The organism is Solibacillus sp. FSL H8-0538 (genome assembly GCF_038003525.1).
Classification (GTDB): Bacteria; Bacillota; Bacilli; order Bacillales_A; family Planococcaceae; genus JBBOPI01.
In genome coordinates this window covers 1,475,188-1,499,462 of record NZ_JBBOPI010000001.1, presented here as the reverse complement: position 1 = coordinate 1,499,462, position 24,275 = coordinate 1,475,188, and the positions used below count along the sequence as shown (strand labels likewise).

Annotated in this window: 20 protein-coding genes and 1 pseudogene; 6 read left to right on the top strand and 15 right to left on the bottom strand. The window is 37.1% G+C overall.

What is annotated here, in order from left to right; translation table 11 throughout:
* Positions 1–11: 11 nt before the first annotated feature.
* The 5 genes and pseudogenes from MHH87_RS06995 to MHH87_RS06975 all read right to left on the bottom strand — a co-directional run bounded on the left by MHH87_RS06995 (position 12) and on the right by MHH87_RS06975 (position 5,028).
* Positions 12–1,736 carry an ABC transporter ATP-binding protein gene (locus tag MHH87_RS06995; RefSeq protein ID WP_340748605.1) on the bottom strand — a complete coding sequence of 575 codons (1,725 nt, stop codon included), beginning with the start codon at positions 1,734–1,736 and terminating at the stop codon, positions 12–14.
* Positions 1,733–3,496, bottom strand: a complete 1,764-nt coding sequence (locus MHH87_RS06990) for an ABC transporter ATP-binding protein (protein ID WP_340748604.1) — start codon at positions 3,494–3,496, stop codon at positions 1,733–1,735. The genes MHH87_RS06995 and MHH87_RS06990 overlap by 4 nt, the downstream gene beginning before the upstream one ends.
* Positions 3,497–3,571: 75 nt before the next feature.
* Positions 3,572–4,425 (bottom strand): annotated as a pseudogene (locus MHH87_RS06985) (IS3 family transposase); the annotation flags it as partial.
* Positions 4,426–4,500: 75 nt separating this feature from the next.
* Positions 4,501–4,815 (bottom strand): GNAT family N-acetyltransferase, encoded by a 315-nt coding sequence (locus tag MHH87_RS06980; RefSeq protein ID WP_340750917.1) that lies wholly within the window; start codon positions 4,813–4,815, stop codon positions 4,501–4,503.
* 9 nt (positions 4,816–4,824) lie between these two features.
* A complete protein-coding gene (locus MHH87_RS06975) occupies positions 4,825–5,028 on the bottom strand; it encodes a hypothetical protein (protein ID WP_340748603.1) in 204 nt (67 codons plus the stop codon).
* A 303-nt stretch (positions 5,029–5,331) separates the two neighbouring features.
* Between MHH87_RS06975 and MHH87_RS06970 the strand changes: the two genes are divergently transcribed.
* Entirely contained in the window at positions 5,332–6,330 is a 999-nt protein-coding gene (locus MHH87_RS06970; RefSeq protein ID WP_340748602.1) for a hypothetical protein, read from the top strand.
* A 256-nt stretch (positions 6,331–6,586) separates the two neighbouring features.
* Positions 6,587–6,781, top strand: a complete 195-nt coding sequence (locus MHH87_RS06965; protein WP_340748601.1) for a hypothetical protein — start codon at positions 6,587–6,589, stop codon at positions 6,779–6,781.
* Positions 6,782–6,855: 74 nt separating this feature from the next.
* Here MHH87_RS06965 and MHH87_RS06960 read toward each other — a convergent pair whose 3' ends face one another.
* From MHH87_RS06960 to MHH87_RS06925, 8 genes are all read right to left on the bottom strand, one after another.
* A complete protein-coding gene (locus MHH87_RS06960; protein ID WP_340748600.1) occupies positions 6,856–7,443 on the bottom strand; it encodes a Bax inhibitor-1/YccA family protein in 588 nt (195 codons plus the stop codon).
* 145 nt (positions 7,444–7,588) lie between these two features.
* Positions 7,589–8,119, bottom strand: a complete 531-nt coding sequence (locus MHH87_RS06955; RefSeq protein WP_340748599.1) for a hypothetical protein — start codon at positions 8,117–8,119, stop codon at positions 7,589–7,591.
* A 200-nt stretch (positions 8,120–8,319) separates the two neighbouring features.
* Complete coding sequence (locus MHH87_RS06950; RefSeq protein ID WP_340748598.1) at positions 8,320–9,891, bottom strand: Na/Pi cotransporter family protein; 1,572 nt, start codon at positions 9,889–9,891, stop codon at positions 8,320–8,322.
* A gap of 207 nt (positions 9,892–10,098) precedes the next feature.
* Positions 10,099–10,365 (bottom strand): hypothetical protein, encoded by a 267-nt coding sequence (locus MHH87_RS06945; protein ID WP_340748597.1) that lies wholly within the window; start codon positions 10,363–10,365, stop codon positions 10,099–10,101.
* Between the two features lie 64 nt (positions 10,366–10,429).
* Positions 10,430–10,630: a thymidylate synthase gene (locus tag MHH87_RS06940; RefSeq protein WP_340748596.1), complete on the bottom strand. Its 201-nt coding sequence runs from the start codon at positions 10,628–10,630 to the stop codon at positions 10,430–10,432.
* Between the two features lie 12 nt (positions 10,631–10,642).
* A complete protein-coding gene (locus MHH87_RS06935; RefSeq protein ID WP_340748595.1) occupies positions 10,643–11,173 on the bottom strand; it encodes a tubby C-terminal domain-like protein in 531 nt (176 codons plus the stop codon).
* Between the two features lie 373 nt (positions 11,174–11,546).
* A complete protein-coding gene (locus MHH87_RS06930; RefSeq protein WP_340748594.1) occupies positions 11,547–12,908 on the bottom strand; it encodes an aspartate kinase in 1,362 nt (453 codons plus the stop codon).
* Positions 12,909–13,194: 286 nt separating this feature from the next.
* Positions 13,195–15,273, bottom strand: coding sequence for a type IA DNA topoisomerase (locus tag MHH87_RS06925; protein ID WP_340748593.1), 2,079 nt, complete (start codon positions 15,271–15,273; stop codon positions 13,195–13,197).
* A 150-nt stretch (positions 15,274–15,423) separates the two neighbouring features.
* Between MHH87_RS06925 and MHH87_RS06920 the strand changes: the two genes are divergently transcribed.
* The 4 genes from MHH87_RS06920 to MHH87_RS06905 all read left to right on the top strand — a co-directional run bounded on the left by MHH87_RS06920 (position 15,424) and on the right by MHH87_RS06905 (position 19,125).
* On the top strand, positions 15,424–15,756 hold the full coding sequence (locus MHH87_RS06920) for a hypothetical protein (RefSeq protein ID WP_340748592.1): 333 nt from the start codon (positions 15,424–15,426) through the stop codon (positions 15,754–15,756).
* Between the two features lie 126 nt (positions 15,757–15,882).
* Positions 15,883–16,281 (top strand): glucosamine 6-phosphate synthetase, encoded by a 399-nt coding sequence (locus MHH87_RS06915; RefSeq protein WP_340748591.1) that lies wholly within the window; start codon positions 15,883–15,885, stop codon positions 16,279–16,281.
* Between the two features lie 480 nt (positions 16,282–16,761).
* Positions 16,762–17,847 carry a glutamate 5-kinase gene (proB, locus tag MHH87_RS06910; protein WP_340748590.1) on the top strand — a complete coding sequence of 362 codons (1,086 nt, stop codon included), beginning with the start codon at positions 16,762–16,764 and terminating at the stop codon, positions 17,845–17,847.
* A gap of 12 nt (positions 17,848–17,859) precedes the next feature.
* The gene (locus tag MHH87_RS06905) at positions 17,860–19,125 is read left to right on the top strand and encodes a glutamate-5-semialdehyde dehydrogenase (RefSeq protein ID WP_340748589.1); all 1,266 of its coding nucleotides are present in this window, start codon (positions 17,860–17,862) and stop codon (positions 19,123–19,125) included.
* Positions 19,126–19,997: 872 nt separating this feature from the next.
* Here the strand turns inward: MHH87_RS06905 and MHH87_RS06900 are convergent.
* Both MHH87_RS06900 and MHH87_RS06895 read right to left on the bottom strand, forming a co-directional pair.
* On the bottom strand, positions 19,998–21,500 hold the full coding sequence (locus MHH87_RS06900; RefSeq protein WP_340748588.1) for a malate:quinone oxidoreductase: 1,503 nt from the start codon (positions 21,498–21,500) through the stop codon (positions 19,998–20,000).
* A gap of 777 nt (positions 21,501–22,277) precedes the next feature.
* Positions 22,278–23,654, bottom strand: coding sequence for a peroxidase family protein (locus MHH87_RS06895; RefSeq protein ID WP_340748587.1), 1,377 nt, complete (start codon positions 23,652–23,654; stop codon positions 22,278–22,280).
* Positions 23,655–24,275: the final 621 nt, after the last annotated feature.

Below are 24,275 nucleotides of genomic sequence, written 5' to 3'. Positions count from 1 at the left end.
CTATAATTTTTTTACTGATTAGTATCTTTTATCTCATTCATCACTAATTCATAATACAATGATTTATTTTGTAATAATTCAGAATGACAACCTTGTTCTACAATTGTCCCCCTATCGATAACAAAGATTATGTCTGAATCTTTAATAGTAGAAAGTCGATGAGCAATAATAATTGTCGTTTTATTTTCTCTAATTATGGCAAGATTTTTTTGAATTATTTTTTCCGTGTTTACATCTAATGCCGATGTAGACTCATCTAAAATTAATACCTCTGGATCTCTAATTAAAGCACGAACTAATGCTAACCTTTGTTTTTCACCGCCTGAAATCGTTATTCCACGCTCCCCTAGAGAACTATCATACTTATCTGGCAATTTTTGAATCATATCATCAATACACATTGCTTTGGCTAAACTTATTATTTGAGCATCAGTAATTTGATTGTACCCCAGTAATAAGTTATCCCTTATAGTACCTGGAAATATGTATGGATCTTGAAAAACAATATTTACTTTTGATTTCCAAATATCTTTTGAAATATCAGTAATATTAATATTATTTGACTTTATACTCCCCTCCTCAACTTCATATAAATTTTCAATTAAACTTCCAATAGTTGACTTCCCACTACCACTAGGGCCAACTATAGCTATTTTCTTTCCAATTGGTATATCTAAAGAAAAATTTCTTAATATAAATTTTTCACCTGCATTATACCGAAATGAGATATTATTGATTGTTAATGACTCAATTGCGGAAATCGTTTTAGTACTCTTTGTTTTCTTTGGTATTGTATTAAACCAATTACTAATATTTTCAACTGAAGCCATCTTGCCTGAAAATGAAAATATTAAATTGTATACTTTTACAAATGAATGGAGCAGTTCTAATGTAAGTTGGTAAATAACAACTAATAAACCAATTGATATTGACCCTTTCACGACAAGGTATCCCCCATATCCAATTACAATTAGCTGCGCAATGGAAGTTATAGATTCTAATGAAAATACCATTTTTATCTTTAGCTTTCCTTCCAACATTACACTTTGAAAGTATTTAATAAAACTGTTTTGATATCTCGTGTTTTCCCAATCACCTCGATTATTTGCGATCACATCACGAGTAGATGTGATACATTCTTCTAATACAATTAGTAGTGAAGATTTTTTATCTTGAATATCTTTCCAAGCTTTTTTTTGCTTATTTGATAGTTTTTTCCCCGATTTTATATAGAAAAGAGACAAAGTAAGAATCGATAAGAAAAGTATTGGAGATGCCTTTAAAAATAATACACAAATAATAATAGTACTTACTAAGTGCTTTATAATATCCGAAATATCTTCTCCTATTAATCTTGCTACAATTGGTATTTCATTAGCAAAAAAATGTACATAGCGGGCATTTCTTTCTTTCTGAATTATATTTATTGGCGTACTATATAAAGTCGATAAACCTTGCTCAACTAATTGATATTTAATACGACCATGAATTTTACTTTGAATATACGGATTAACAACAAATAATATTATGAATACAAAATAACATAAAGCTATTAATATAACGTATTTCAAAATTCCACCAAAATTTGTTCCCATAATTATTTTATCAATAATATATTGTTGCAAAGTGATTGAATAAACAAAGCTTATTGATTCAATTATTAATAAAAAAATAGCAGAAAAATATAATAACTTTTGATTTTTTATATAATACCAAATCCAATGCATATTCTTCATAAGAGCCCAGCTTCTTTCGTTTGTATTATAAATTTCTTATAAAGGCCATTCTTTGCTAGTAAATCCCCATGTGAACCAGATTCTGTAATCTTGCCATTATCAAGTACGTATATATGGTCATAATTTCGAATCGTACTTAATCTGTGAGCAATGGTTATTACCGTCTTCCCCACTAGAAAATTATCTAAAGATTTTTGTATATTTTTTTCAGTTATATTATCTAAAGCGGATGTTGGTTCATCCATTAATACTATAGATGGATTCATTATAAATAGTCTTGCCAAACCCACTCGTTGTTTGAGTCCACCTGATAAAGTAACCCCTTTTTCATCAACTTTAGTATTATATTGATCAGGTAATTCCATGATATAGTCATGCAGATGAGCTGCCTTTGATGCCTCAATTATCTCTTCTTCTGATGCGTATGGATTTCCAAATAAAATATTCTCTTTAATGGTAGATCCAAAAATATAAACGTCTTGAAAGACAATTCCAATCGATTGTCTAATTGTCCCCAAACTCAGTAAGTTAATTGGATTGCTATCAATTGAGATTGTTCCACTATTACAATCATAAAAACGGGTAATCAACTTGGCAATTGTTGATTTTCCACATCCTGACTCTCCAACAAATGCTATTTTTTCACCAGACTTAATATTAAAACTTAAATCTTTTAATATCGGATTATTAGGAGTATAACAAAAGGAGACATTTTCAAAATTGATATTTCCTTCTACCTTATTTAAATGGATAGCCCCTTCCTTTTCTTTAATAGTTGGTTCTAAATGAGTAAATTCATATAGTTTACTCGCTTGAAACATTAGCATTTTTTGCTCCGTTAAAAGAGTAATGATTGATGTTAATTTATGCATCGTTACTAAATATAATAGTAAAAATGAAACAAATTCCCCTGCAGTTATAGTACCTTCTTTTATTAAAAAACTACCTAATAAAATAAGAATAATTGCGCCAAAGTAATAAGTAAAACGACGAATCGATCCTCTTAAATATGCATACCAATATCGCTTCGAATATAAATTTGCATTGTTCTCTACCTCTGTTAATGTTTTATGTAAATCCCACTCAAAGCTATTAAACACATTCAGTTCTTTGAGTAAAGAGACACTTTCATAATATTTTTGTCCTAAATTTATTTGACTACCTGCTAGTTTTTTTGCAATATTCGAAGCTTTCTTTTCAATCTTTGGACCGAATAAATAGTAGAGGGAAAAGCAAGGTATTATAGATATACTTAAATAAAGACTGATATCTAACATGAAATAAACAGAAATAAAAACAAATAAAATATGTTGTATAATTTCAGGAAAATATCTTCTATACAATTCTTGTAATGCCGCAACTTCAGTGTTTACTAAGGCGAGTATTTTCCCAGTAGAGTTCTTTTCCAGATAACTGACACCAAGAATTCGTAATTTCGTCACAATATTCCACTGTAAATCTCTCACACTATTTTCCTGAATGTATCGTTGCAAATATTCTTTCGCAGCTGTAGCGATTAATTTTAGCAATAATATTAATAATATTGCGAACAAACAATAAACAAATAAATTTATTTTCTTATTTTTTAAAACATCGTCGATAAAATATCCAAACATTTTTGGAATGATTAGTTCGCTTACAGAGATAATTAATCCACAAATAATTAGTAGTAACACTTTACTTAAATATGGCCTTATAAAGGAAATAGCCCATAGATAAACTTTAATCAAACTTATTTCCTTAGAGTTTATATTTTTCATTTTCTCCCTCTTCTTTTATATGAACTCAAGTTGCAATACCATTAACTGGAATATCAACACTAAACTGGACAAAAATTATGAGGTCTGTTGTTTGAATTCCACTGGTGTTAAATAGCCCAGTGTTCCGTGAATTCGGATATTGTTGTACCAATGAACATAATCGCCAAGTTCAAGGCGAGTTGTTCATGAGAGGTGAAGTGGGCTTGATTAGCGAATTCTGTTTTAAATACTTTGAACGTCTCTTCAGCCACGGCGTTATCGTAAGGACAACCCTTCATGCAAGTGATCGCTAGATACCAAATGCTTCAAGCACCTATGAAATCAGCTTGTTATCAAACTCTTTTCCACGATCTGTATGAAACATTTTGACGTCATTAAATTAGCCTTGATACGCGCAATGGCTTGATGTACCAGCTCTGCCATTTTATTTTCACCAGCACTATGGCCGATGATTTCACGGTTGAAAAGATCTACAAATAAGCATACATAGTGCCACTTTTTCCGACACGAACGTAGGTTACATCACTGACGATGACCGCTAATTGCTCATCCTGCTTGAATAGACGCTGTAATTCATTTTTTACGGGTGCTTCATTACAACTTGATTTATGTGGTTTAAATTGTGCCACCGTATAAATTGAAACCAGTCCTAGTTCAATCATCAAGAGCCCAATTCGGCGACGTGAAACCTGTTTTGGTTCAGGCAATCTCGTCAATTCTTTCTTGATTTTACGTGTGCCATAATTATTGCGACTTTCTTTAAAAATACAGGCTATTTCCTTTAAAATCATTGTATCTTCGACTTTTTGTGCACGTTTACGAGAAATATCAGCGTGATAATAATATGTGCTTGTAGGCAGATTGAAGACGGCACACATAGCTGATACCGAATATTTGTGAGCGTTATTACGAATCACATTTACAGATGAAATGAATGGTTTTTTATCCACTGATTTGGGAACCTTTTTTCTAAGTTGTATGTCTGGTTATGCATAAAAGAATTCTTACAATTCAATCCAATATCTTCTTGTTAATTTTTGGTCACCAGGGTCTACGCATTTATTTTCTAATACGCCACCGTTATTTTCAATTACTCCAGCTGAAGCAATATTGTCATCTGTGCATGTTACGAGCACCCTATCTAATCCAAGGTTTTTTACCTCTATTAAAGCAAGCTGTAACATTATGGTACCCAGTCCTTGACGTCTTTTGCTTGGTGCAATTGAGTAGCCAATATGACCAATATAATTTAATAAATTGTCTTTTATTTCCTTTCGTAAATTAAGCATTCCCACAATTGTATTATTTTTCGTATCGATTGCTATGTACTACTCTGCTGGCATCCACCCTTGTTGTACAGTATCCCAATGTCGATTATTTTCAACTTGATTAAGCCAATCCTCTATACTATTTGCTAGAACAAGCTGCGAACTACCTTCAATTCCATTTGGACTGTATGGAAATTCATCTTTATAAGCATTTATTTGTGATTTATACGCAAGCGTAGGTGTAATAAGTTGAATGGACGTCATTCACATCTCTCCCTTCTTCCTAATTATAACATTTGTTTTTTCAATATTATGAAAACTTTTAAGAAACCTTTCCAAAGCGAGGTTTGGAAACGATTAACCTTAAAGCTTCTCAAACAAAGATTCGAGAAGCTTGTTCACTAAACTTTTATTACCTGTTTATTCTTATTTTTAGATGAATAAAAGATTTCATTTTGATTGTATCCATACATTAATTTACATAAAATAACAGTACAGAAACTTTCATAGATTGCAAGAGGGTGTTAACTTTATGCCACTAAGTGACCTTTTAAAGGGGGAAAGCAATTGGATTTAATTGATAAGTATATACAAGAAGTACAGCGCCGCCTTCCAGGGAACAAACGAAAAAAGATTGGCCATGAACTGCGTGCAACAATTAAAGATATGCTACCAGAGGAATATTCTGAGGAAGATTTACGCCACGTATTAAGTAAATTAGGTAATCCGGCTGTGGTTGCTAGTAATTATACGGGACGCCACATGCACTTAATCGGGCCGCGTTACTTTGATTTATATGTATCGTTATTGAAACTAATTGTACCGATTGCAATAACAATTTCGTTGATTACTTTACTAGTGACCTCTTTTTTTAACCTCGAACTTAATAGCTCTATTGTAAATACGTTCGTACTATTTATAAGCAATGGGATTTCGCGAGCTGTATCCGTAGCGGTACAAGTATTTTGTTGGCTTACGATTATTTTTGCGATTTTAGAACGTGTATCCTCTTCAAAAAAATCGGAGCCACTAACGATGAATTTTGAAGAATGGACACCTAATCATTTGAAAGATGTTGAACTAATAGCAGTGGAAAAACGCATTTCTAAATCCCACATTTATGGTAGTTTTTTGGGGACTGCTGTTTGGGCTACCATTTATTTTAATGCAGAAAAATTAATTGGTATTTATGAAACCATTGATGGTGAATTACTTTTTGTCATGCCTGCATTAAATCAGGAGTCATTAATGGCCTGGTCGATTCCCGTTGTAATTGTTTTGCTCGTCCAAGTAGCTCTATCTTTCTATAAGCTATTACAAGGAAAATGGACAAAGAAACTCGCATTATTTGAGACATTCTATGAAATAATGGCTACAGTAATTTTTATTGGCCTTGTCAGTAGTTCAACTTTTTTCAACCCTGATTTCATCGTATACTTGGCGAATGTATTCGATATGGCCAATATGCAGCTTGAACGTAACTTCATCTTTGGAATAATAGGAATTCTGATGCTTTCCTTAGTGTTGAACATTTACAACGCATGGAAAAAAGCACGGCCGACTTAATATTTGCTTGCAAAAATGCCTCCTCTCCAGAAAAATTATGAAAGTGTTTATACAATGTTCTCGAAATGGGCTGAATATTCATTTTGCGCACCTCTATCATTATTAAATTTACGGAACTCCTATCACTATAGTATAATGCTATAAAAATAAGACGCCAATCACTAAATGGATATTTTTCACTTTGAAGTTCACAAAGCTCCTATCATCTTGCTTTTGCTTTGCGACTAGTGATAAAATTTGGCGAGAGGTGACACGTATGAGTTTAGTAATGGCAGGACTTTTAGTTTCGTTTTCTGGCATTGTTGTCGTCTGTATAGCGATTTTCAACGTACTACCTGAAGGAAATCAGGCGCTTGAGTACGCGTTCATGGCAATTGGTTGGGTATTTGTCATAATTGGCATGATTATTCGCTATAAAGGATTAAAGCTAGAGCGACAGCAGCGTAAATAAAAAAATCGTCCACACATGCGCAAAAATTTTGCACATGTACGGACGATTTTTTATTGTCTAAATTACTACTATTATTAATCTTTTAAACGCCAAATAATCTCAAGGATATTTCTGAAAAGGTTAATAAAGTCTAAATATAGGCTTAACGCCACTCCCACAACTTGATCTTCCCCTACATGATTATGACGAATTTGATTAAAATCATACACGGTATAAAGTGTGAATACGAGAATCGTCGCCCCTGCAAGCAGTAATGAGGCTGTATTGCCCACTGGAATGAATATAAAGAGCACAGAAAATACGATGATGACAATAAGAGCGCCGAATAAGTAACCACCGATACCTGAAATATCCTTAATGTGCATTCCGACAAATCCCAGTAGTATAAATATCACAATCGTCCCGACAAATACACTAAAGACAAGCGTACTTCCTAACTCATTCATATAAAACTGTGTTGTCCAAAATAGTGTAATCCCGACTAATAATGGAATCGCATACATAATTGAATTCGCCAACCGCACATTTCGCACAAAAATTACAACGATAAGAAGAATAATAGTAATAATGGAAATTGGTAATATAATAGACGGTGGAAGCATTGTACCAATAAACAGACCAACAGCTGTCAACATCCACATAAACATAAAATGCTTTAACACAAGGCCTAAATTTTGATTTCTAATGATGTCTGGCTCCTTTTTTATAAGCTAACTATCCCTACGGCTGAACTAGCAAAAAAGTCCCATGTTAATAATTTTTAGCCACCTTAATACCATTTCTCTAATTATTATATGTCCCTCATGTTTATCTTTTTACTCCTTTTGGAAATAAAATATACGAGAGACTGATGGCCCCATCGATTAATAGTACTAGTCCCCACCACTTTATCACACCATAAAGCGCTAGAGTATCTCCTTGCTGCCCGATAAATTGAATCATTAGCCATAGCAAAGAAACGCCAATAATATAAGCAGCGATATGTCTCGCCCACATTTTCACTTCATACACACCTTTTTCTTTTCCTTTTAGGCGCACTTTATTACTTTTCTTTTTCAACACCCACGTTTGAAATTTTTCGTCTGCCATAGCAATCATTGTTTTACCATAGGCGATAGAAATTCCAATATAAATTGCAGCTATGCCGTGGACAGCGGAAGCATTCGTACCTTTTTTCAAATCAATAGCCGTTAATACTATTAGCGCTAAATCAATTAATGGTGTTAATAAAAATAATACAATACTCACCTTATGCCATTTCAATATGTAACGTGTAAATAAACCAGCAATGATCGCAATCCAAAAAGCTATTTCTGCAGTAATTATCCACCAAATCATCGTTAACTCTCCTTTTTAATACACCTGCACTAAAATAATACCACAATTTATAAATAATTCTCCTATGCATAAAATAGTGAATCATGAAGAAAGAAAATCCATTATTGCGAAAGCGACTTGGAATGTCATTGCTGGAGGTGATGAAGTAAAGGTAGCGCCAAAAGTGAAAATTCTCGCTTTTGGCGCTACCCCTTTTAATTTTATTCTTCATTAATTGCTTGGAACTCTGCCATACGCGCAGTTGCACGCCAGTAATGGTATACAAGACGGTCAATCCATAGTAGTGCTTCTACCTTTGAAACAGCTACTTCAAGCTGCGTTTCGTTCGCTACAGAGCGTTCGAAGTATAGATTTCGGCGTTCACGACGTTCTTGTGCCATTTGCTGGGAAGTTTGCTCCAACAGAATCGAAATATCCAATATTTTATCTTCATCTAGCAAGCTTTCTTGAATACTTGTTAAAATTATATGCCATTCCTGCATCAATTTCTCCTGCAAATAAATGGCCTCCACCTTTTGCTGTTCGCGCAGTACTTTAATGAGACGCGATAAGTGATCCAATGTATGAAGAATCGAAATTAGCTTTTGACGTTCACGTGTTGATGTTACAAGAACACCGTCTAAAAACTGTCGTGTAATATCTATTGCTTCTTCCACTTCAAGCATCTTCTTCTCATACTCAACTGTCACCTTTTTTGCTGCCATTAAATGATGTAGAGCATTTGTTAATTCGATCATGATGTCACGCAATGTCTTGAATGACACGTCAATCGCCACTGACGGCATTTTCACTAAGTTATCATCCAAATTACGCGTTAAAGCATTTTCACGCTCTGGCACGATTTTAATTAGGAAATTAGCAAAGGGCTTAATAAATGGCACGAATAGAACCGCACCTAGGACGCTAAATAACGTATGGAAAATAGCAAGCCCAAGCGTCTCGTCAAACGAGCCCGCCATATATTTAGTAATCCATTTCGTCAGCTGTAAAAAATACGGAAAAATAAGCGTCACTAGTATTGCCGTCACTACGTTAAATAGTAAGTGCGTCATTGCAGTACGCTTTGCCGAAACCGACGCACCAATCGCAGCAAATAGCGCCGTTGCAGTTGTGCCGACATTTTGCCCGATAACTAAATACGCTGCTTGCTCAAAATCAATCGCACCCGCAAATAAAGCGGTCAGTGTAGCAGCCATTGCCGCACTGGATGCCTGCATAATAACTGTCATAACAAGCCCAATGATAATTAACAGGAAAATAGAAACAATTGAATCAGCCGGAAGCGAATCAAATGCAATTAAGTCTTGAGCAGACCCCATTCCCTGTTGCAGCATATCAATCCCTAGAAAGAGTAAACCGAATCCTGCTAAAACGCCTCCAAATTTCTTCACATCAATCGGCGCAATTAGTGACATAAAGACGCCGACCCCGATAATCGGAAGCGCCATCGCCTGTAAGCTAATTTTGAAGCCGATTAATGAAATAATCCAGCCCGTACTCGTACTACCGATATTGGCACCAATAATAATACCAATAGATTGAATAAATGTTAAAAGCCCTGCACTCACAAAGCCAATCGTTAATAGCGTAGTTGCTGTAGAGGACTGAACAAGTATGGTCATCAGGGTTCCTGAAATAATTGAGCTAAAGGTCCCTTTCGTAAACGTATTCAACCAGCGTTTCAGTGCATCTCCTGCAATTTCTTTTAGTCCATTTGTTAACATGGTCATGCCAAGTAAGAACAAACCAATTCCACCAAAAATCGTTAGCATCCTATCACCACCAAAATAGAAATTTCATTAAGTATTCATCTTAACATTTCTGTTAACTAAATTTAACATATAATTTACAATTTAGGGTTTTAGTAACACACTATCCCTTTTCCCAACAAAAAAAGCGCTTTTATTAGCGCTTTTTTCCCTGCAATTGATTTTGCCACAAAAGGAGGTGACTCAAAGTAAATATGAACCACTACCTTTTCATCCAATCCATACAAGCTCTTCTTCCAAGAAGAGATACTTTATGCCATAAATATCGACTTCATACGTTACTCCATGTTTTTTATTTATACAGATATTCGTAATTTCTCCGACTTTATGAATGACAAACGGTTCGTAAAACTTCCTATAATGATGCGCTTCACTGTCAATCGCTTCATCAATTAGTATGACTTTCACTCGGTCCATTAGTTGAAATTTCGTCTGCTGTTCTTCGATGACTGATTGAAATAGGCTTAACTGTTCCACTCTACTCACCACCATAAAATACTACAAACATATATTCAACAAATACTGCGTAGTTCCTGCAAAACTACTTCAAATAAATGACAAGCTCCTGACGATATTCTTCACCTACTAAGTAGTGATCAAGCGTATGGCAATCATATGTATAACTGCCAGAAGGGAATGTTACACTTTCCCCCTTCACCGCTGCGAGTAATCCTGCCACGTCTTGTGACACCATCTCTAATATTTCTTCTGCCGTTTCCGTAATAACAAATACAACGTTCATTTTCTGTCTCCCCTATACTCCAATAAATAATGCGGCCTGTGCGATGCCAACAAAAAAACCAACGTCCTGCAGCGGGCTCACTTCTTCAATTTCTAATGTCATGAAAAACTCATCTGACTGTTCATCATAGTCTGCTTTCCAGCGCGCAATAATTTGTTCGTCTACGATAAACTCAGACCAGCCCTCCATTACCTTCTCAATTTTCATTTTTAGTTCATTACCACTAATAAATAATTCTGGTACACCGATACGCCAATTTTCATACGAGATTATATACTTGGTTTTTGTTTGTAAATCTTTTCCCTCAAACCAAACTTTGCCGCGGCGAAATACTTTCTTTACTTCAAATTGCTTGTCCTCGTCTTTCGCTTGCACCGTATACTTTAAAAAATAACGGTAATCAAAATAACCGTCCAAAAATTTTTTTAACCCATTATCGTAAATGCGCTGTACTGTCGCAATGGCTGTCCCTTGTTCATTTACTATCGTATGCGGCTCCGTAGACCGGATGTTTCCCGCTTGCTTGTAAAAATACGTTTTCATTACTTACCCCTTTAAAAATTAATGTTCCACTTATATAAAATGCACCGTACGAAATATTGCTCCCCATTTATTAAATCAAGTATGAAACGAACGAGCAACGTGACAACAAGCTTTGAAAATAATCGACACGATAATAATACATATTGCCAAAAACGAGAAGAAATACTCTCTTTATCTTGCCAAAGTCGTTCCTTTTCTTCACCGTTATTGTACAGTATACCTATTGTACAATATATTCCCCGTTTTCCAATTAGATAGACACATCTCGTGCCAAAATAGGGAGAGATGATGTCATTTCTTATGTGGTTAAGAAATTTATACTTACTTAACCACTAAAAAAAGGTACCCGAAATTAATCGGATACCTGATCTTTTCAAGCAGATGGAACTGCTGCGAAAAATTCGCTATATAATGCTTTTAAAATTTGATTTTCAAACTCTGAGCGAACACCGAATACTAGACTAACTTCAGAAGAACCTTGATTAATCATTTCAATGTTTGCACCTGTTGCTGAAATAGCTGTTGCCGCACGAGCAGCAAGCCCCGTATTATTGCGCATTCCTTCTCCGACAATTACGATCATCGAGAAGTCATGACGGAAATGTACGTCATCGGCATAAAGCTCTTCACGGACTCTACGAACAATTCGCTCTTCAATTTCAGGCGTTAACTGATTTGAACGCATGATGACTGAAATATCATCTAATCCAGATGGCGTGTGCTCATAAGAAATATTTTCTTCTTCAATAATTTGAAGCAAACGTCGGCCAAATCCAACTTCGCGATTCATTAAATATTTTGAGACATAAAGGATTGAAAAGCCTCCGTCCGCAGAAATACCTGTAACTGGTCGACCAGTTGCTGGACGCGTTGGTACGATACGTGTACCTGGTGCTGATGGGTTATTTGTATTTTTAATATTTACTGGAATACCTTGTTTGTATACTGGCATTAGTGCTTCATCATGGAATACCGAAAATCCGGCATATGAAAGCTCACGCATTTCACGGTAAGTTATTTCTTTAATTTCTACCGGGTCATTGACAACTTTTGGATTAGCTGCAAATACACAGTCCACATCCGTAAAGTTTTCATAAAGCTTTGCCCCAACTGCTGACGCTAAAATAGAGCCCGTAATATCCGAACCACCTCTGTCAAATGTACGTAAAACCCCGTCTTTTGTATATCCGAAGAATCCTGGGAAAATAATAATTTCCTTTTCATCTGCTAGCTTACTCAAGTTTTCATACGCTTCCGGTAGAGCATATGTGCGTTCAGGTAAATCATTGAGGATTAAGCCATCTTTAGGGCTTACATATTTAGCAGGAAGGCCGGCTAAGTTGAAATACGCCGCAATTAGCTTCGCATTATTGTCCTCACCACTAGCCTTTAAATTGTCGATAAATAATTCGTGATTCGATTGATCCCCAGCTACACGCCCACGTAAGTCTTGTGCAATTACGTCACAAATCAATTGGTCAAGCCCTAATCCCTCAGCAATAGCTTGGTAACGCGATACTACTGTGTGAATCTTTTCTTCTACATTGCCATTATTTAACGCTGCATCAGCTAATTCAATCAGTAGGTCCGTCACTTTAATATCATCGCCTGAACGTTTCCCCGGAGCGGATACAGCGACAATCTTTCTTTCAGGATTAGACTTCACAATATTTGCTACTTTTTTGATTTGTTCTGCACTTGCGACGGAAGTTCCGCCAAATTTACATACTATCATTTCACCAGATCCTTACTTTATGTTTGTTGTTGTACTTCTAGAAAAAACATTTGATTTTACACAGTGTACAAATTCTATTTGAATACGTCAAGACTATTCTGCAAATTCAGATAATAATGTTGTCGAAATATGAGTATTTATTGAACTTGTTTTTTTATTATATGTAATTTGTTAAGTTATAGTGAAGTTATTGCATGATTAAAAGAAAATGCTACATCACACAGAAAAAAACGTATTCAACGTAGAATTTTGTGAATACACCTATTCCCAAGAAAACACTTCCACCCTATTTTTTTCGATGATTTTTTGAAGCCGAAAAAACAAATTCAAGCTTATCACCGTTCATTTTCAGTTTTGCCTTACCTCTCTTCCCACTTTTCCATGTAAAGAAAATCTCTCGGGTTTCTTTACCTGCGAGAAGCTTCTTCGCATCCGTCGCTGTAATCTTCCCTTTCATTAACGTTTTGCTAATGAAAAACTTACATTCTTTATTAGAGCAGCTATAACCGCGGAAGCCTTCTGTAACAGGCTGACCACATGTTAAGCATTTTCCGACGACGATTACTTCCTTTTCGGCAACTTCCATTTCTAATGCTTTTAAGCGAGCGGTCGTGTCCTGAATAAACGTTTGCATTTCTGTATAAAACTGCCGCGAGCTTAATGTACCATCAACGATATCCTTCAGCTTCTTACTCCAAATAGCCGTCAGTACGGGCGATACAATATCATGACCTGACAAACTATCAATGACATCTATACCAAACTGCGTAGCGGCAATTGATTTTCCTTCTCGACAAATCATACCAATAGAAATTAACTTTTCAATAATTTCTGCACGTGTGGCAGATGTACCGATTCCTTCAGCATCCTTTAAGATAGCCTGCAGTGTCTTGTCCTCAACAAATCGACCTGCGTGGAACATTGCATCTAGCAGTGTACTATCTGTATAGCGAGCTGGTGGCTCCGTCATTTTAGATAAAATTTTCGTTTGGTAAATGGCTATATCCTGTCCAAGTGTCAACGCAGGCAGCGGTGTTTCCTGCTTTTTCTTAAACATTTCGTAAAGCACGGTATATCCTTTATCGATGACGATATTGCCATTTGCTTTAAAATGCTCGCCGCTTGATTTTAACACAGCGACCGTCTTATCGAGTACATAAGGCGGTAGAAAGATGGCAAGAAGACGCTTCGCGATTAAATGATATACTTTTGACTCACCCGGTGATAATGTTTTTCTTCCTAGCTTTACATCCGTAACCGTAATGGCATGGTGATCCGTTAGCTTTTTATCGTCGACGTATTTTTTAGAGTACGTAATTTTTTGGATATGCTCATTTTGAGCTAAAATACTCCCTGCTACTTGCTCATATTCAGGAAGCGTTGCAATTGCACCAATATTATTGCGAATCGTTTTGGCAAATTCAGTTGGCAAGTGCTTTGATTCGGTACGCGGGTACGTTATGAGCTTTTTCTCATATAGACTTTGCGCAATTTTTAATGTTTCCGCCGAGGTTAAGCCGTAAAATTTATTTGCTTCCTTTTGCAGTTCAAGGAGTGAATGGAGGCTCGGCGCAAAAATTGTTTTGCGTTCTGTTTTTATATCGTGAATTGTAGCTAGCTTTGAAATGCGTGCCTGAATTTGCCTTGCGAGCTCCTCTGTCGGTATTTTATTATCCTTTGTTGCTGGATGAAACCACAATGCTTTAAATGTACCTAAATCCATTTCCAATTGAAAATACGCTTGCGGCAGAAATTGGCGGATTTCTAGCTCGCGCTTTACCACAATCGCCAGCGTTGGTGTCATGACGCGCCCTACTTTAATCGTACGGCCACCCTTGACTGTAGCCGCACGCGTTAAATTCAGCCCCACTAGCCAATCAAAAATAGTGCGGTACATCGCAGCATTACGTAAATTTCGAATGATTGCGTCATTTTCATCGATTAAGTTTGTGAGTGCAGAAGAAATAGCTGGATCTGTCGTTTGAGACGTCCAAAAACGTTTCACCGGCAATTTACACCTAGCACGCTTATAAAAGGAATAGAAAATATTTTCCCCTTCCATCCCTGCATCACATGCGTTAATAACAAAATCATAACGGTTTTGCTTGAGCAATGAATCAATTTTTTTATAAACATCAAACGCCGATTTTTTTACACGAAATTCATAGCGCTCCGGCATCATCGGCAATAAATTTAAATCCCACTTTTTCCACTCTTGCTTGTATTCATGGGGCTCCTTCAGTTCGACGACGTGGCCAACGAACGATGCAAAGTCAATCGTATATGGCAAATTCATTTTTTTATAAACCTTTTCAATGTCTCGCATTAAAGACGGCTTCTCTGCGATTAATAGTGCTCGTTGCATTCGTTCCCCGACCTCCTTTTTAATTGGCTCTGTTAGATTTGTAAGTAAGTGGACAATCTTAGCTTTCTTATTAATATCAACGATGAATATAAACGAGCCTTTTAATCAAGTATAGTATGAAATCATTTAATTTCAACTGGATACGAACGTATGAGCGCGGATTACTTTTTTTTCAACACTTTACTGCAAAACAATATTGCAGAAGTAGATCGTAGTGAAGCTGGCATTCCAGAGCTTCAGCAAACTCCAAGCCAAATTGCCGGTAGTGGCTCGGTGACACCTGAGCAAATGACAGCAGGGTTAAGTCACTTACAAGATCCAACTCTTAAAGATAGTATCTTGTCGAGCGTTAACGAAATAACGAAAGTGGCTGCACAAATTGGCTACGGCGGTATGTTCTACTCAGCAGTTATCATCGCCATCTGTATTGTCGTCATGACACTATTTTTGCAACCGATTCGCAAAAAATCATTGCCGAAATAATAACTAGCGTCTCCCTAAAATAGGAGGTGCTAGTTTTTTACTTAAACGAGAATATATTATCTTAATCTAGCAAAAAGTACCATTTCGATGTTATACTATTTTTACAAAGGGATAGGGGGAATTTTGATGCAACCAGGGAAACGTACCATTCTTTGGATTATTCCAATTGCCATTATTGGTATTTTTTATTACTTCTACGGGCCACAAGAAGATATTACGGACAATGATTACATAAGCTATGTGCAACAACTTTCTTTAGTTGAGAATAGTAATGTTTCGATTGAAGAAGCACTGTCAAACTATTGTGAGAAAAGCTCATGGGTGTTCTTCAAAACGCAGATGAGAAAAAATGTCGTGGAATTTAAAGGGGAATGCCAGGTAGATAAAGAAGTGCAGCCGGTGAATTTACAATTTGTCGTGGACAAAGAAATTACCAAGCATGAATTAGGTGTTCTACTAATTAATCATGTTCAGCAAACGGATGCTGACCGCGAAAAATATATCGAACAAGTATATATGAATTAACAATGTAGCGTCCCTATCTTGGGGCGCTTTTTTATAACTTCTGTTGCAATGCCTTCATATTTATTTCTTAATTTTTATTAAGGCTAGAACTTTGCACTAGGTTGTTGACAAAAATCTAAAGTTCGTGCATTCTATTAGAAAAATGTGAAAAGCACATTGAAGACTACTAAGCGTCATTTGACTGGATAAGAAAGCAGATTCCACCGGCTGAAAGAATCGCACAGACCCAAACCGCCCAACCTACTTCAACAAGCTCCTAACAAAACTTAGGCGCCGTCTCAGCGTTATGAGGAAAGTGGAATGCAAATATACATGCATTCAATTTAGGTGGTACCACGGAAGCTCATTTCGTCCTATTCAGTAGGATGAAATGGGCTTTTTTTATATTGAAGGCTAGGCATTCGCACGTCCACCAAGAGGTTGCGGTTCGTCCTCGAGTTTGAACGGTCACGAATAGCTTTTCTATTTGGAGGGGAAAAAATGGAGAAAAAACGCATTGTTGTAAAAATCGGCAGTAGTTCCTTAACGAACGTAAAGGGTGAAATTGATCAAGAAAAGTTTTCAGATCATATTGGAGCAATCGCGAAATTAAAAAATGCTGGTCATGAAGTGTTGCTCGTATCCTCTGGAGCAGTCGCGGCAGGCTTTCGTAAGCTTGGTTATTCTTCTAGGCCAGTAACTATTAAAGGCAAGCAAGCAGCGGCAGCGGTTGGCCAAAGTGTGTTAATTCAATCCTATAGCGATGGCTTCAGTCAATATGATATTACCCCTGCTCAGATTTTATTAACACGTACAGATTTCAGTGAGAAAAAACGCTATAAAAATGCATATGCTACATTTTCAGAACTTTTAGAACGTTCTATTTTACCTATAATTAACGAAAATGATACCGTATCCATAACGGAGCTCACATTTGGCGATAACGATATGCTCTCAGCACTTGTCAGCGGTCTCGTTCATGCAGATCAGCTCATCATTTTAACAGATGTAAATGGGTTATATGATGCCAATCCACTAAATAATCCAGAGGCGCGCCGCATTGACCGTATTGAAGAAATTTCAGATGAAATGCTTGGCTTCGCATCCGGCTCAGGCTCAAAAGTTGGGACAGGTGGCATGCAATCGAAGCTCTCTGCCGCAAAATACGCAATGAATGCAGGCGGAAATGTCTTTATCGGCACTGGCGTTGGTGACAACAAACTTGTTGATGTTTTATTGGGTAAGGGTGACGGCACCTATTTCGAAATGACAACAAAATACATTGTCCCAAACAATAAGCAATGGGTAGCGCTGACAGAAGCTTCTGGTAAGTTATTTATTGATGAAGGTGCTGTTCATGCACTACAAAACGGTGGGAAAAGCCTTCTGCCGGCTGGTGTTTACGCCTTTGAGGGGCACTTTGTAAAAGGCGATGTCGTAGAAGTGTATGATCGCCACAAATGTATCGGTCGCGGCGAAGTGCTGTATTCGAGTGAGGAGCTTGAAAAAGCAATGGGCAAACGGACAGCGGAACTGACGAATTACCCAATCGAAGTGATTCATCGCAACAACTGGGTACAAGTATAAGGAGGAATTAGGATGGCTAAAACGATCACAGAAAACGAAGTCATTGTAAAAGGAAAGCGCGCAAAAATAGCGAGCTTTGAAATGAATATTAAATCAACAGCGGAAAAAAATGCTGCACTTGTGAGTATTGCCGATCAGCTGTTAGTTGATAAACAAGTCATTATTGCCGAAAACGCGAAAGACCTGTTAGCCGGTAAGGAAATGGGCCTGGATGATGCGACACTAGACCGCATTATGCTGAACGAAGAACGCATCAGCGCAATGAGTGAGGCCATTCGCCAGCTTGTAGAGTTACCAGACCCTGTAGGAGAAGTACTTGAGGATATTACGAAGGAAAACGACTTACATATCATGAAAAAGCGCGTGCCTCTTGGTGTAATCGGCATGATATACGAGGCGCGTCCTAATGTTACAATTGACGCTGCTACCCTTTCACTGAAAACAGGCAATGCTGTACTTCTACGTGGGAGCTCTTCTGCGAAAAGTTCGAATATTGCGCTTGTTGCATCCATTCACCGCGCTCTAGAAGTAGTGAAATTTCCACAGGATGCTGTGTTATTAATTGAAGATACTAGCCGTGAAACTGCAAAAACATTATTTACGTTAAACGACTATTTAGATGTACTAATCCCTCGTGGTGGGAAAAATCTAATTGACTTAGTTGTACGCGAAGCAAGCGTGCCTGTTCTAGAAACAGGTGCCGGGAACTGCCATATTTTCATTGATAAGTCGGCAAACTTAGATATGGCGCGCAAAATCATTATTAATGCAAAAACACAGCGCCCTTCTGTTTGCAACGCTGCAGAAAGCATTTTAATCCAGGAAGATTTCTTTGTGGAATACGGCAAAGAGTTACTTGAAGCTTTATCAGAGGTTGGCATTAAAATTTACGGCGATGAACACGTTTGCGGTGTGCTAAAACAAGCTCTACAAGCAACAGAAGATCATTATGCTGAGGAATTTTTATCGCTAACACTGAGCGTAAAAGTAGTAGATAATGTGTACGAAGCAATACATCACATTAATAAATTCGGTACAAATCACTCGGAAGCTATTATTACGGAAGATGCAGAAAACACAGCTATCTTTTTAAATTCAGTAGATGCGGCGGCTGTTTACCTCAATGCCTCTACCCGCTTCACAGACGGCTTTGAATTCGGATACGGTGCGGAGATTGGCATTTCGACACAAAAGCTCCACGCCCGCGGTCCGATGGGTTTACCTGCGCTGACATCCACTAAGTACTTTGTTTATGGGGATGGGCAGGTTAGAGGTTGATCAGGGGTCTTACATCCAATTAGAAAGACATAAACCCACTGCTCTTTGAACTGAGCCCTATTTAACCCACAGTCTCATAAAAAGTACCTGTGCAATTTAAGCTACGATGAGATGGTTTCGGTATATTACCGAAGCCATCTTTTTTAGATTCCATTGCTTGCGTGTGGCAATGGAATACACCATATACGTATCAACCATTGCCCTCAATTCAAATAGGTTTTTAGCGGATTTAAACATCTAACTTCTCTTTATGGTAATGGTACCCTGAAAATGATTCCATTGGGGCGTAACGATACTGTTTCATCTTCTTGAATTCGACTGAAGCACGCCCATTTCCTTCACACGATGTTGGCATTCAAGGTGGGTGTCATGAACCCCGTGATGCGAATGAATCATCGCTTTTGGATGAACATTGCATCTACACGATTTTCGAATAAGCCTGGGTCTCCTATAGTTTTATACGTGGTTTTTCAACGCATTAAAAGAGATCTCTCTTTTCCTCTCCCAATCAGCTCTCACTTAAATCCACTTCCCATAAAATTTAGGAAGGTTGTTTACCAGCTCAATTTTCTTTTTTGGCTCTAATACTGAATGGAAAAATCTGAAACTGATTGCTCATTTGGATTCGCTAATTGCAACCTTTGTTGTGCGTAAAAATAGTTATACTCAAGATGATTTCCCCGCGCATAATTCATTATTGGTCGTCTAACGGGATATATCGTTTAACAAAAAAAAAACCGAATAGGGCCACTTTTTTTAAGTGTCCACTATTCGGGGCTCGATTCAAATCTCCTCATCATAAAAACAGATGTCAATTAATAAAAAATTGCTTAAAGTTTTCATTAAATACATTTGTTTCTAAATCCAAAGAATTAACTATGTTCTGGCTCGTTTTCGCTTAGACCAAGCGACTGCGCTGTTGACGTATGAATTTCTTTCAGAAGCTCTGGGTTGTCCATTAGTTTCATGCCAAAAGAAGGAATCATTACTTTTAGTTTCGGTTCCCACTCTTTTACATGTTCAGGGAAGCATTTATTGATTACTTGAATCATAACGTGAACCGCAGTAGAAGCACCTGGAGATGCACCTAGTAATGCTGCAACTGAACCATCAGCGGCACTAACAACCTCTGTACCAAATTGGAGTGTCCCTTTACCTCCAGCCTCAGTATCTTTAATAACTTGAACACGTTGACCTGCTACAACTATTTCCCAATCTTCGCTTTTCGCATTCGGGATAAAGTCACGTAACTCTTCAATACGTTGTTCTTTAGATAACATAAGTTGTTGGATCAGATATTTTGTTAATCCCATCTCTTTAACTCCTGCAGCCAATAACGTTGTAATATTATGTGGTTTTACAGAAGCGACTAAATCCATATTTGAACCTGTTTTTAAGAACTTCGGTGAGAAGCCGGCAAACGGTCCAAATAGCAATGATTTTTTATTATCAATATAGCGTGTGTCAAGATGAGGAACAGACATTGGAGGCGCACCAACCGCAGCTTTTCCGTATACTTTTGCATGATGTTGCTCAATGATTTCTTGATTTGTACACGATAAGAATAATCCGCTAATTGGGAATCCACCGATGTGTTTCCCTTCAGGAATACCTGTTTTTTGTAGTAACTCCAGGCTTCCCCCACCAGCACCTAAGAAGATGAATTTTGTTTTAATGTATTTTACTTTTAGCGTTTCTAAATCGTGAATGCCAACTTCCCATAAACCGTCTTTCGTACGTTTAATACTGTAGACGTTATGGTTGTAATTGACTTCAACGTTTTGGTTACTTAAGTGGTCCATTAACATACGCGTTAGAGCACCAAAGTTAACATCCGTACCAGAGTCGATTTTTGTTGCCGCGATACGATCGCTCTCTGGACGGTCCTGCATAATCAGTGGAATCCATTGTTTCAATGTCTCCGGATTATCAGAGAATTCCATACCTTGGAACAGAGGATTGTTTGTCATCGTTTCAAAACGTTTCTTTAAAAACGCAACATTGTCTTCCCCTTGTACCATGCTCATATGAGGTAATGGCTTGATAAAGTCCTGTGGATTATTGATTAGTTTGTTGTTTACAAGATAAGACCAAAACTGCATTGATAGCTGGAACTGTTCATTAACATTGATCGCTTTGCTAATATCGATAGATCCGTCTGATTTTTCTGAAGTGTAGTTAAGCTCGCACAGTGCAGCATGCCCTGTACCTGCGTTATTCCATTCGTTAGAACTTTCCTCGCCTGCTTTTTCCAGCTTCTCGAACACTTGAATGTTCCAGTCCGGTACTAACTCTTTTAGCATTGTTCCTAAAGTTGCGCTCATAATTCCGGCACCTATTAAGATGACGTCTGTTTTAGTTTCGCTGTTGCTCATTTTAACCTTCCTTACTCCCCTATATTTGCAGAATGGATGTAGGCGCTATCACACCAAGCCAAGGCGCGACTAGGAATACACCTTTTCTGTATCAATTATAAATCTATAATAGTCTATCACAATTATTCGAAAATAAAAATATCAATTACTATATGATAGTTAAAAGCTAATTAAAGCTAGTAAAAAGTGCGAAGTCCTACAACAAGGACCTAGGAGCACACAAAAAAACTAGGTCTTAACACAACTTCTTGCACGGTCTACGATTTTAATTTGCCGTTACCAGCGAACCGTTACTCTTCTAAGTTGCGCTGTTCTAATTCATTTTAGACATCTAAATCGTTCTACTTTCTTTTGTCGATGTTTTAGAATAACGTCATATTTTTGAACTACGGGAATATTCCTCATTTTAGTTAGTTTATAAACCCAAAAATATTGGCTCAACACCGTAACTTAGGGTTGATTTATGTACTGGCTGGACGCTTTCCAGGCGGCGTTCGATATGCCGCTTTCCTCGCTATGCTCACTCTAATCAACAATCATCATACTCTAGTAGTCACCCCCGATTTTTGGTAGTTATCCAAAATAATCTATTAAAACCATTATATAACACTTTATAAATAGTTGGATGTTTTCTTGCATTTCTCATGTAAAAAGCCCCTAGAACATTTTTAGTCCTAGAAGCTCATAATTGACTCTATTCCACCTTCTACTACCATATCGTTACTGCATATTAATATTTCTGTGGACTATCCAAGTCATAAAATTTTTTTCTCTATATTAAGCCACACCCGCAAATTTTAGTAGATCTGCCATACCAAACTTTCCATTCGTCCCCAGTGTTGGCACCCAATTAGAGTTTTGACTTAAGAAAGACTGCTTATCCTCTTCAAGCAAGCCAATCAGTACTTCTGCCACTATCCGACCACCTACTGGACCTAATCTTCTTCCATCTGCTTTAACTTCTGCTTCTCGAAGAATATAAAACCACAGTGGTGTTTTTCGGTCAAAACCTAACGCTGCGACATCAGACAAATCACTACGAAGGAGCGGTTCAATAGACATTTTTCTCGCTACGTCCTGCCCAGATGGCAAACCAAATGCCAGTTCGCGTAAAAAGTTCCGTTGGGCAAGAGAATTAGGGAATGGTACGAATGGTAACTCAAACATGGGGCTAGACAGCGTCGTATCAATCTTTTTTCCTTTCTGAGGAGTGCCTGTGCCAGTGTCGAAAAAGTTGTCCCATTGCACGAAGCGCCTTTGAGCACGTTTACCGCCGCGCAAATCATTTGGATCTGGATCAGTTGGATTTATTCTGGCATCAAATACTAAGGCTCCAAATCTTTCATTAACTCGATAAAAAGGTCGAACCTGGCTATGGCCAAATCGGTATGCTGCGATTGCAAACTCCACAGGGATAAATGGTTCTTTTTCCCACTTGTAGAATCTACGTCCTCCCTTAAGAATTTGGCGCACCATTGATTTACCAACAATATGAGGTAAGAACTCATGTAGAACAATCCATTGGTAATGCCAACGAACAAGTCTCTGTGCTTCAAAAAAACGTTCGATTGGATTCTTGATTCGATCAGCTAGATGATCCACAACCGCATTATGAAACTTTAGGAATGCAAGATGAAGCTGAGCAATGATCATATGTTCATCGTTTCGCGGATCTACGATTAGTCCTGTGTTTTGACTGTTTCTTGGTATATCATTTGGTGCATTCTCAGCTGAAGATACCTTCTCAATTAAAAACTTAATGCCTCCGGTTGTAATGTCATATAAATGGGGATCTACGAAAGGCCCCCCTCCATAAATACTGTCCAGTTCTAGCACAGGTGTTCGAAAATTCTTTATTGCTTCTGGATCATTCTGTTGTTCAAAACTAGATGTTGGATCGAATGTTATATCATGATCGATAAATTGGCCCAAAAATGTAAAGCCTGAAAGCATACTGGGATTGTCTTGATTGTTAGACTCTTGGTTCATTATTCCTCCCTTTTTCCCAAGTTCCAGCAATGCGGCTCTTACTTTTTCGGTGTCTTTGGCAAATGGCGGCAAAGTTGGAAAAAGCCGACCGAACTTACTGCCATCGTTATTACTGGAACTTGAACATTTTACTTCCCTGAACGAATAGTCATCATCGTATATCAACTGTCTTTCCTCCTTTAATTGTGTAGCATATATTAATAAATTCAAGGCTTAGCCGAATGAAAAGGCTAAAGTGGAAATGATAAAAAAATATTTTCTAATAACCATTAATATACAAAAACGAAATACTTTTTTAGGTTCCATTCATGCATTTATATACAAGGAAATTGACAACTATTTCACTTTTTTTATTTTGTAAATATAAACAAAATGATAGTTCAAGCTAAATGATGTATTCATTAAAGAAGATAAAAGAGGAGATGGTGATGGCAGCAATCAATAAATTTAATAACAGATTTTAGTAATCATTCACTTGGACAGGTTTCATTAAGTTACCCATGCGCTGTCATAATTTCAGACTTCAGCATGCGAACAAATTTTTTTCAAACAATTCATAGCTAATTATTCATTACTTCAGTCATACGTCTAGTACAAATAATTCCTTCATTAATTCTGGCTCTTCGCTATAAAATGTACATGAGTAAAATATCTCTAAAATAAACCAAGCGACTTTGTAAAATCACGAAAAAGACGATACGACATATCCAAAAATATGTGCAAAAAGACTAGGATCTCACTTGCTGACGCTTATTTACGAATAAGTCGTATAGCGATTTGGTCGAT

Excerpts from the sequence above, each read along its gene's own strand:
- MHH87_RS06925 (WP_340748593.1), bottom strand. The coding sequence starts at position 15,273 with ATGCAACGAGCACTATTAATCGCAGAGAAGCCGTCTTTAATGCGAGAC.
- MHH87_RS06975 (WP_340748603.1), bottom strand. The coding sequence starts at position 5,028 with ATGACGTCCATTCAACTTATTACACCTACGCTTGCGTATAAATCACAA.
- MHH87_RS06990 (WP_340748604.1), bottom strand. The coding sequence starts at position 3,496 with ATGAAAAATATAAACTCTAAGGAAATAAGTTTGATTAAAGTTTATCTA.
- MHH87_RS06955 (WP_340748599.1), bottom strand. The coding sequence starts at position 8,119 with ATGATTTGGTGGATAATTACTGCAGAAATAGCTTTTTGGATTGCGATC.
- MHH87_RS06940 (WP_340748596.1), bottom strand. The coding sequence starts at position 10,630 with ATGAACGTTGTATTTGTTATTACGGAAACGGCAGAAGAAATATTAGAG.
- proB (WP_340748590.1), top strand. The coding sequence starts at position 16,762 with ATGGAGAAAAAACGCATTGTTGTAAAAATCGGCAGTAGTTCCTTAACG.
- MHH87_RS06930 (WP_340748594.1), bottom strand. The coding sequence starts at position 12,908 with ATGATAGTATGTAAATTTGGCGGAACTTCCGTCGCAAGTGCAGAACAA.
- MHH87_RS06905 (WP_340748589.1), top strand. The coding sequence starts at position 17,860 with ATGGCTAAAACGATCACAGAAAACGAAGTCATTGTAAAAGGAAAGCGC.
- MHH87_RS06920 (WP_340748592.1), top strand. The coding sequence starts at position 15,424 with ATGAGCGCGGATTACTTTTTTTTCAACACTTTACTGCAAAACAATATT.
- MHH87_RS06965 (WP_340748601.1), top strand. The coding sequence starts at position 6,587 with ATGAGTTTAGTAATGGCAGGACTTTTAGTTTCGTTTTCTGGCATTGTT.
- MHH87_RS06915 (WP_340748591.1), top strand. The coding sequence starts at position 15,883 with ATGCAACCAGGGAAACGTACCATTCTTTGGATTATTCCAATTGCCATT.
- MHH87_RS06995 (WP_340748605.1), bottom strand. The coding sequence starts at position 1,736 with ATGAAGAATATGCATTGGATTTGGTATTATATAAAAAATCAAAAGTTA.
- MHH87_RS06950 (WP_340748598.1), bottom strand. The coding sequence starts at position 9,891 with ATGCTAACGATTTTTGGTGGAATTGGTTTGTTCTTACTTGGCATGACC.
- MHH87_RS06900 (WP_340748588.1), bottom strand. The coding sequence starts at position 21,500 with ATGAGCAACAGCGAAACTAAAACAGACGTCATCTTAATAGGTGCCGGA.
- MHH87_RS06935 (WP_340748595.1), bottom strand. The coding sequence starts at position 11,173 with ATGAAAACGTATTTTTACAAGCAAGCGGGAAACATCCGGTCTACGGAG.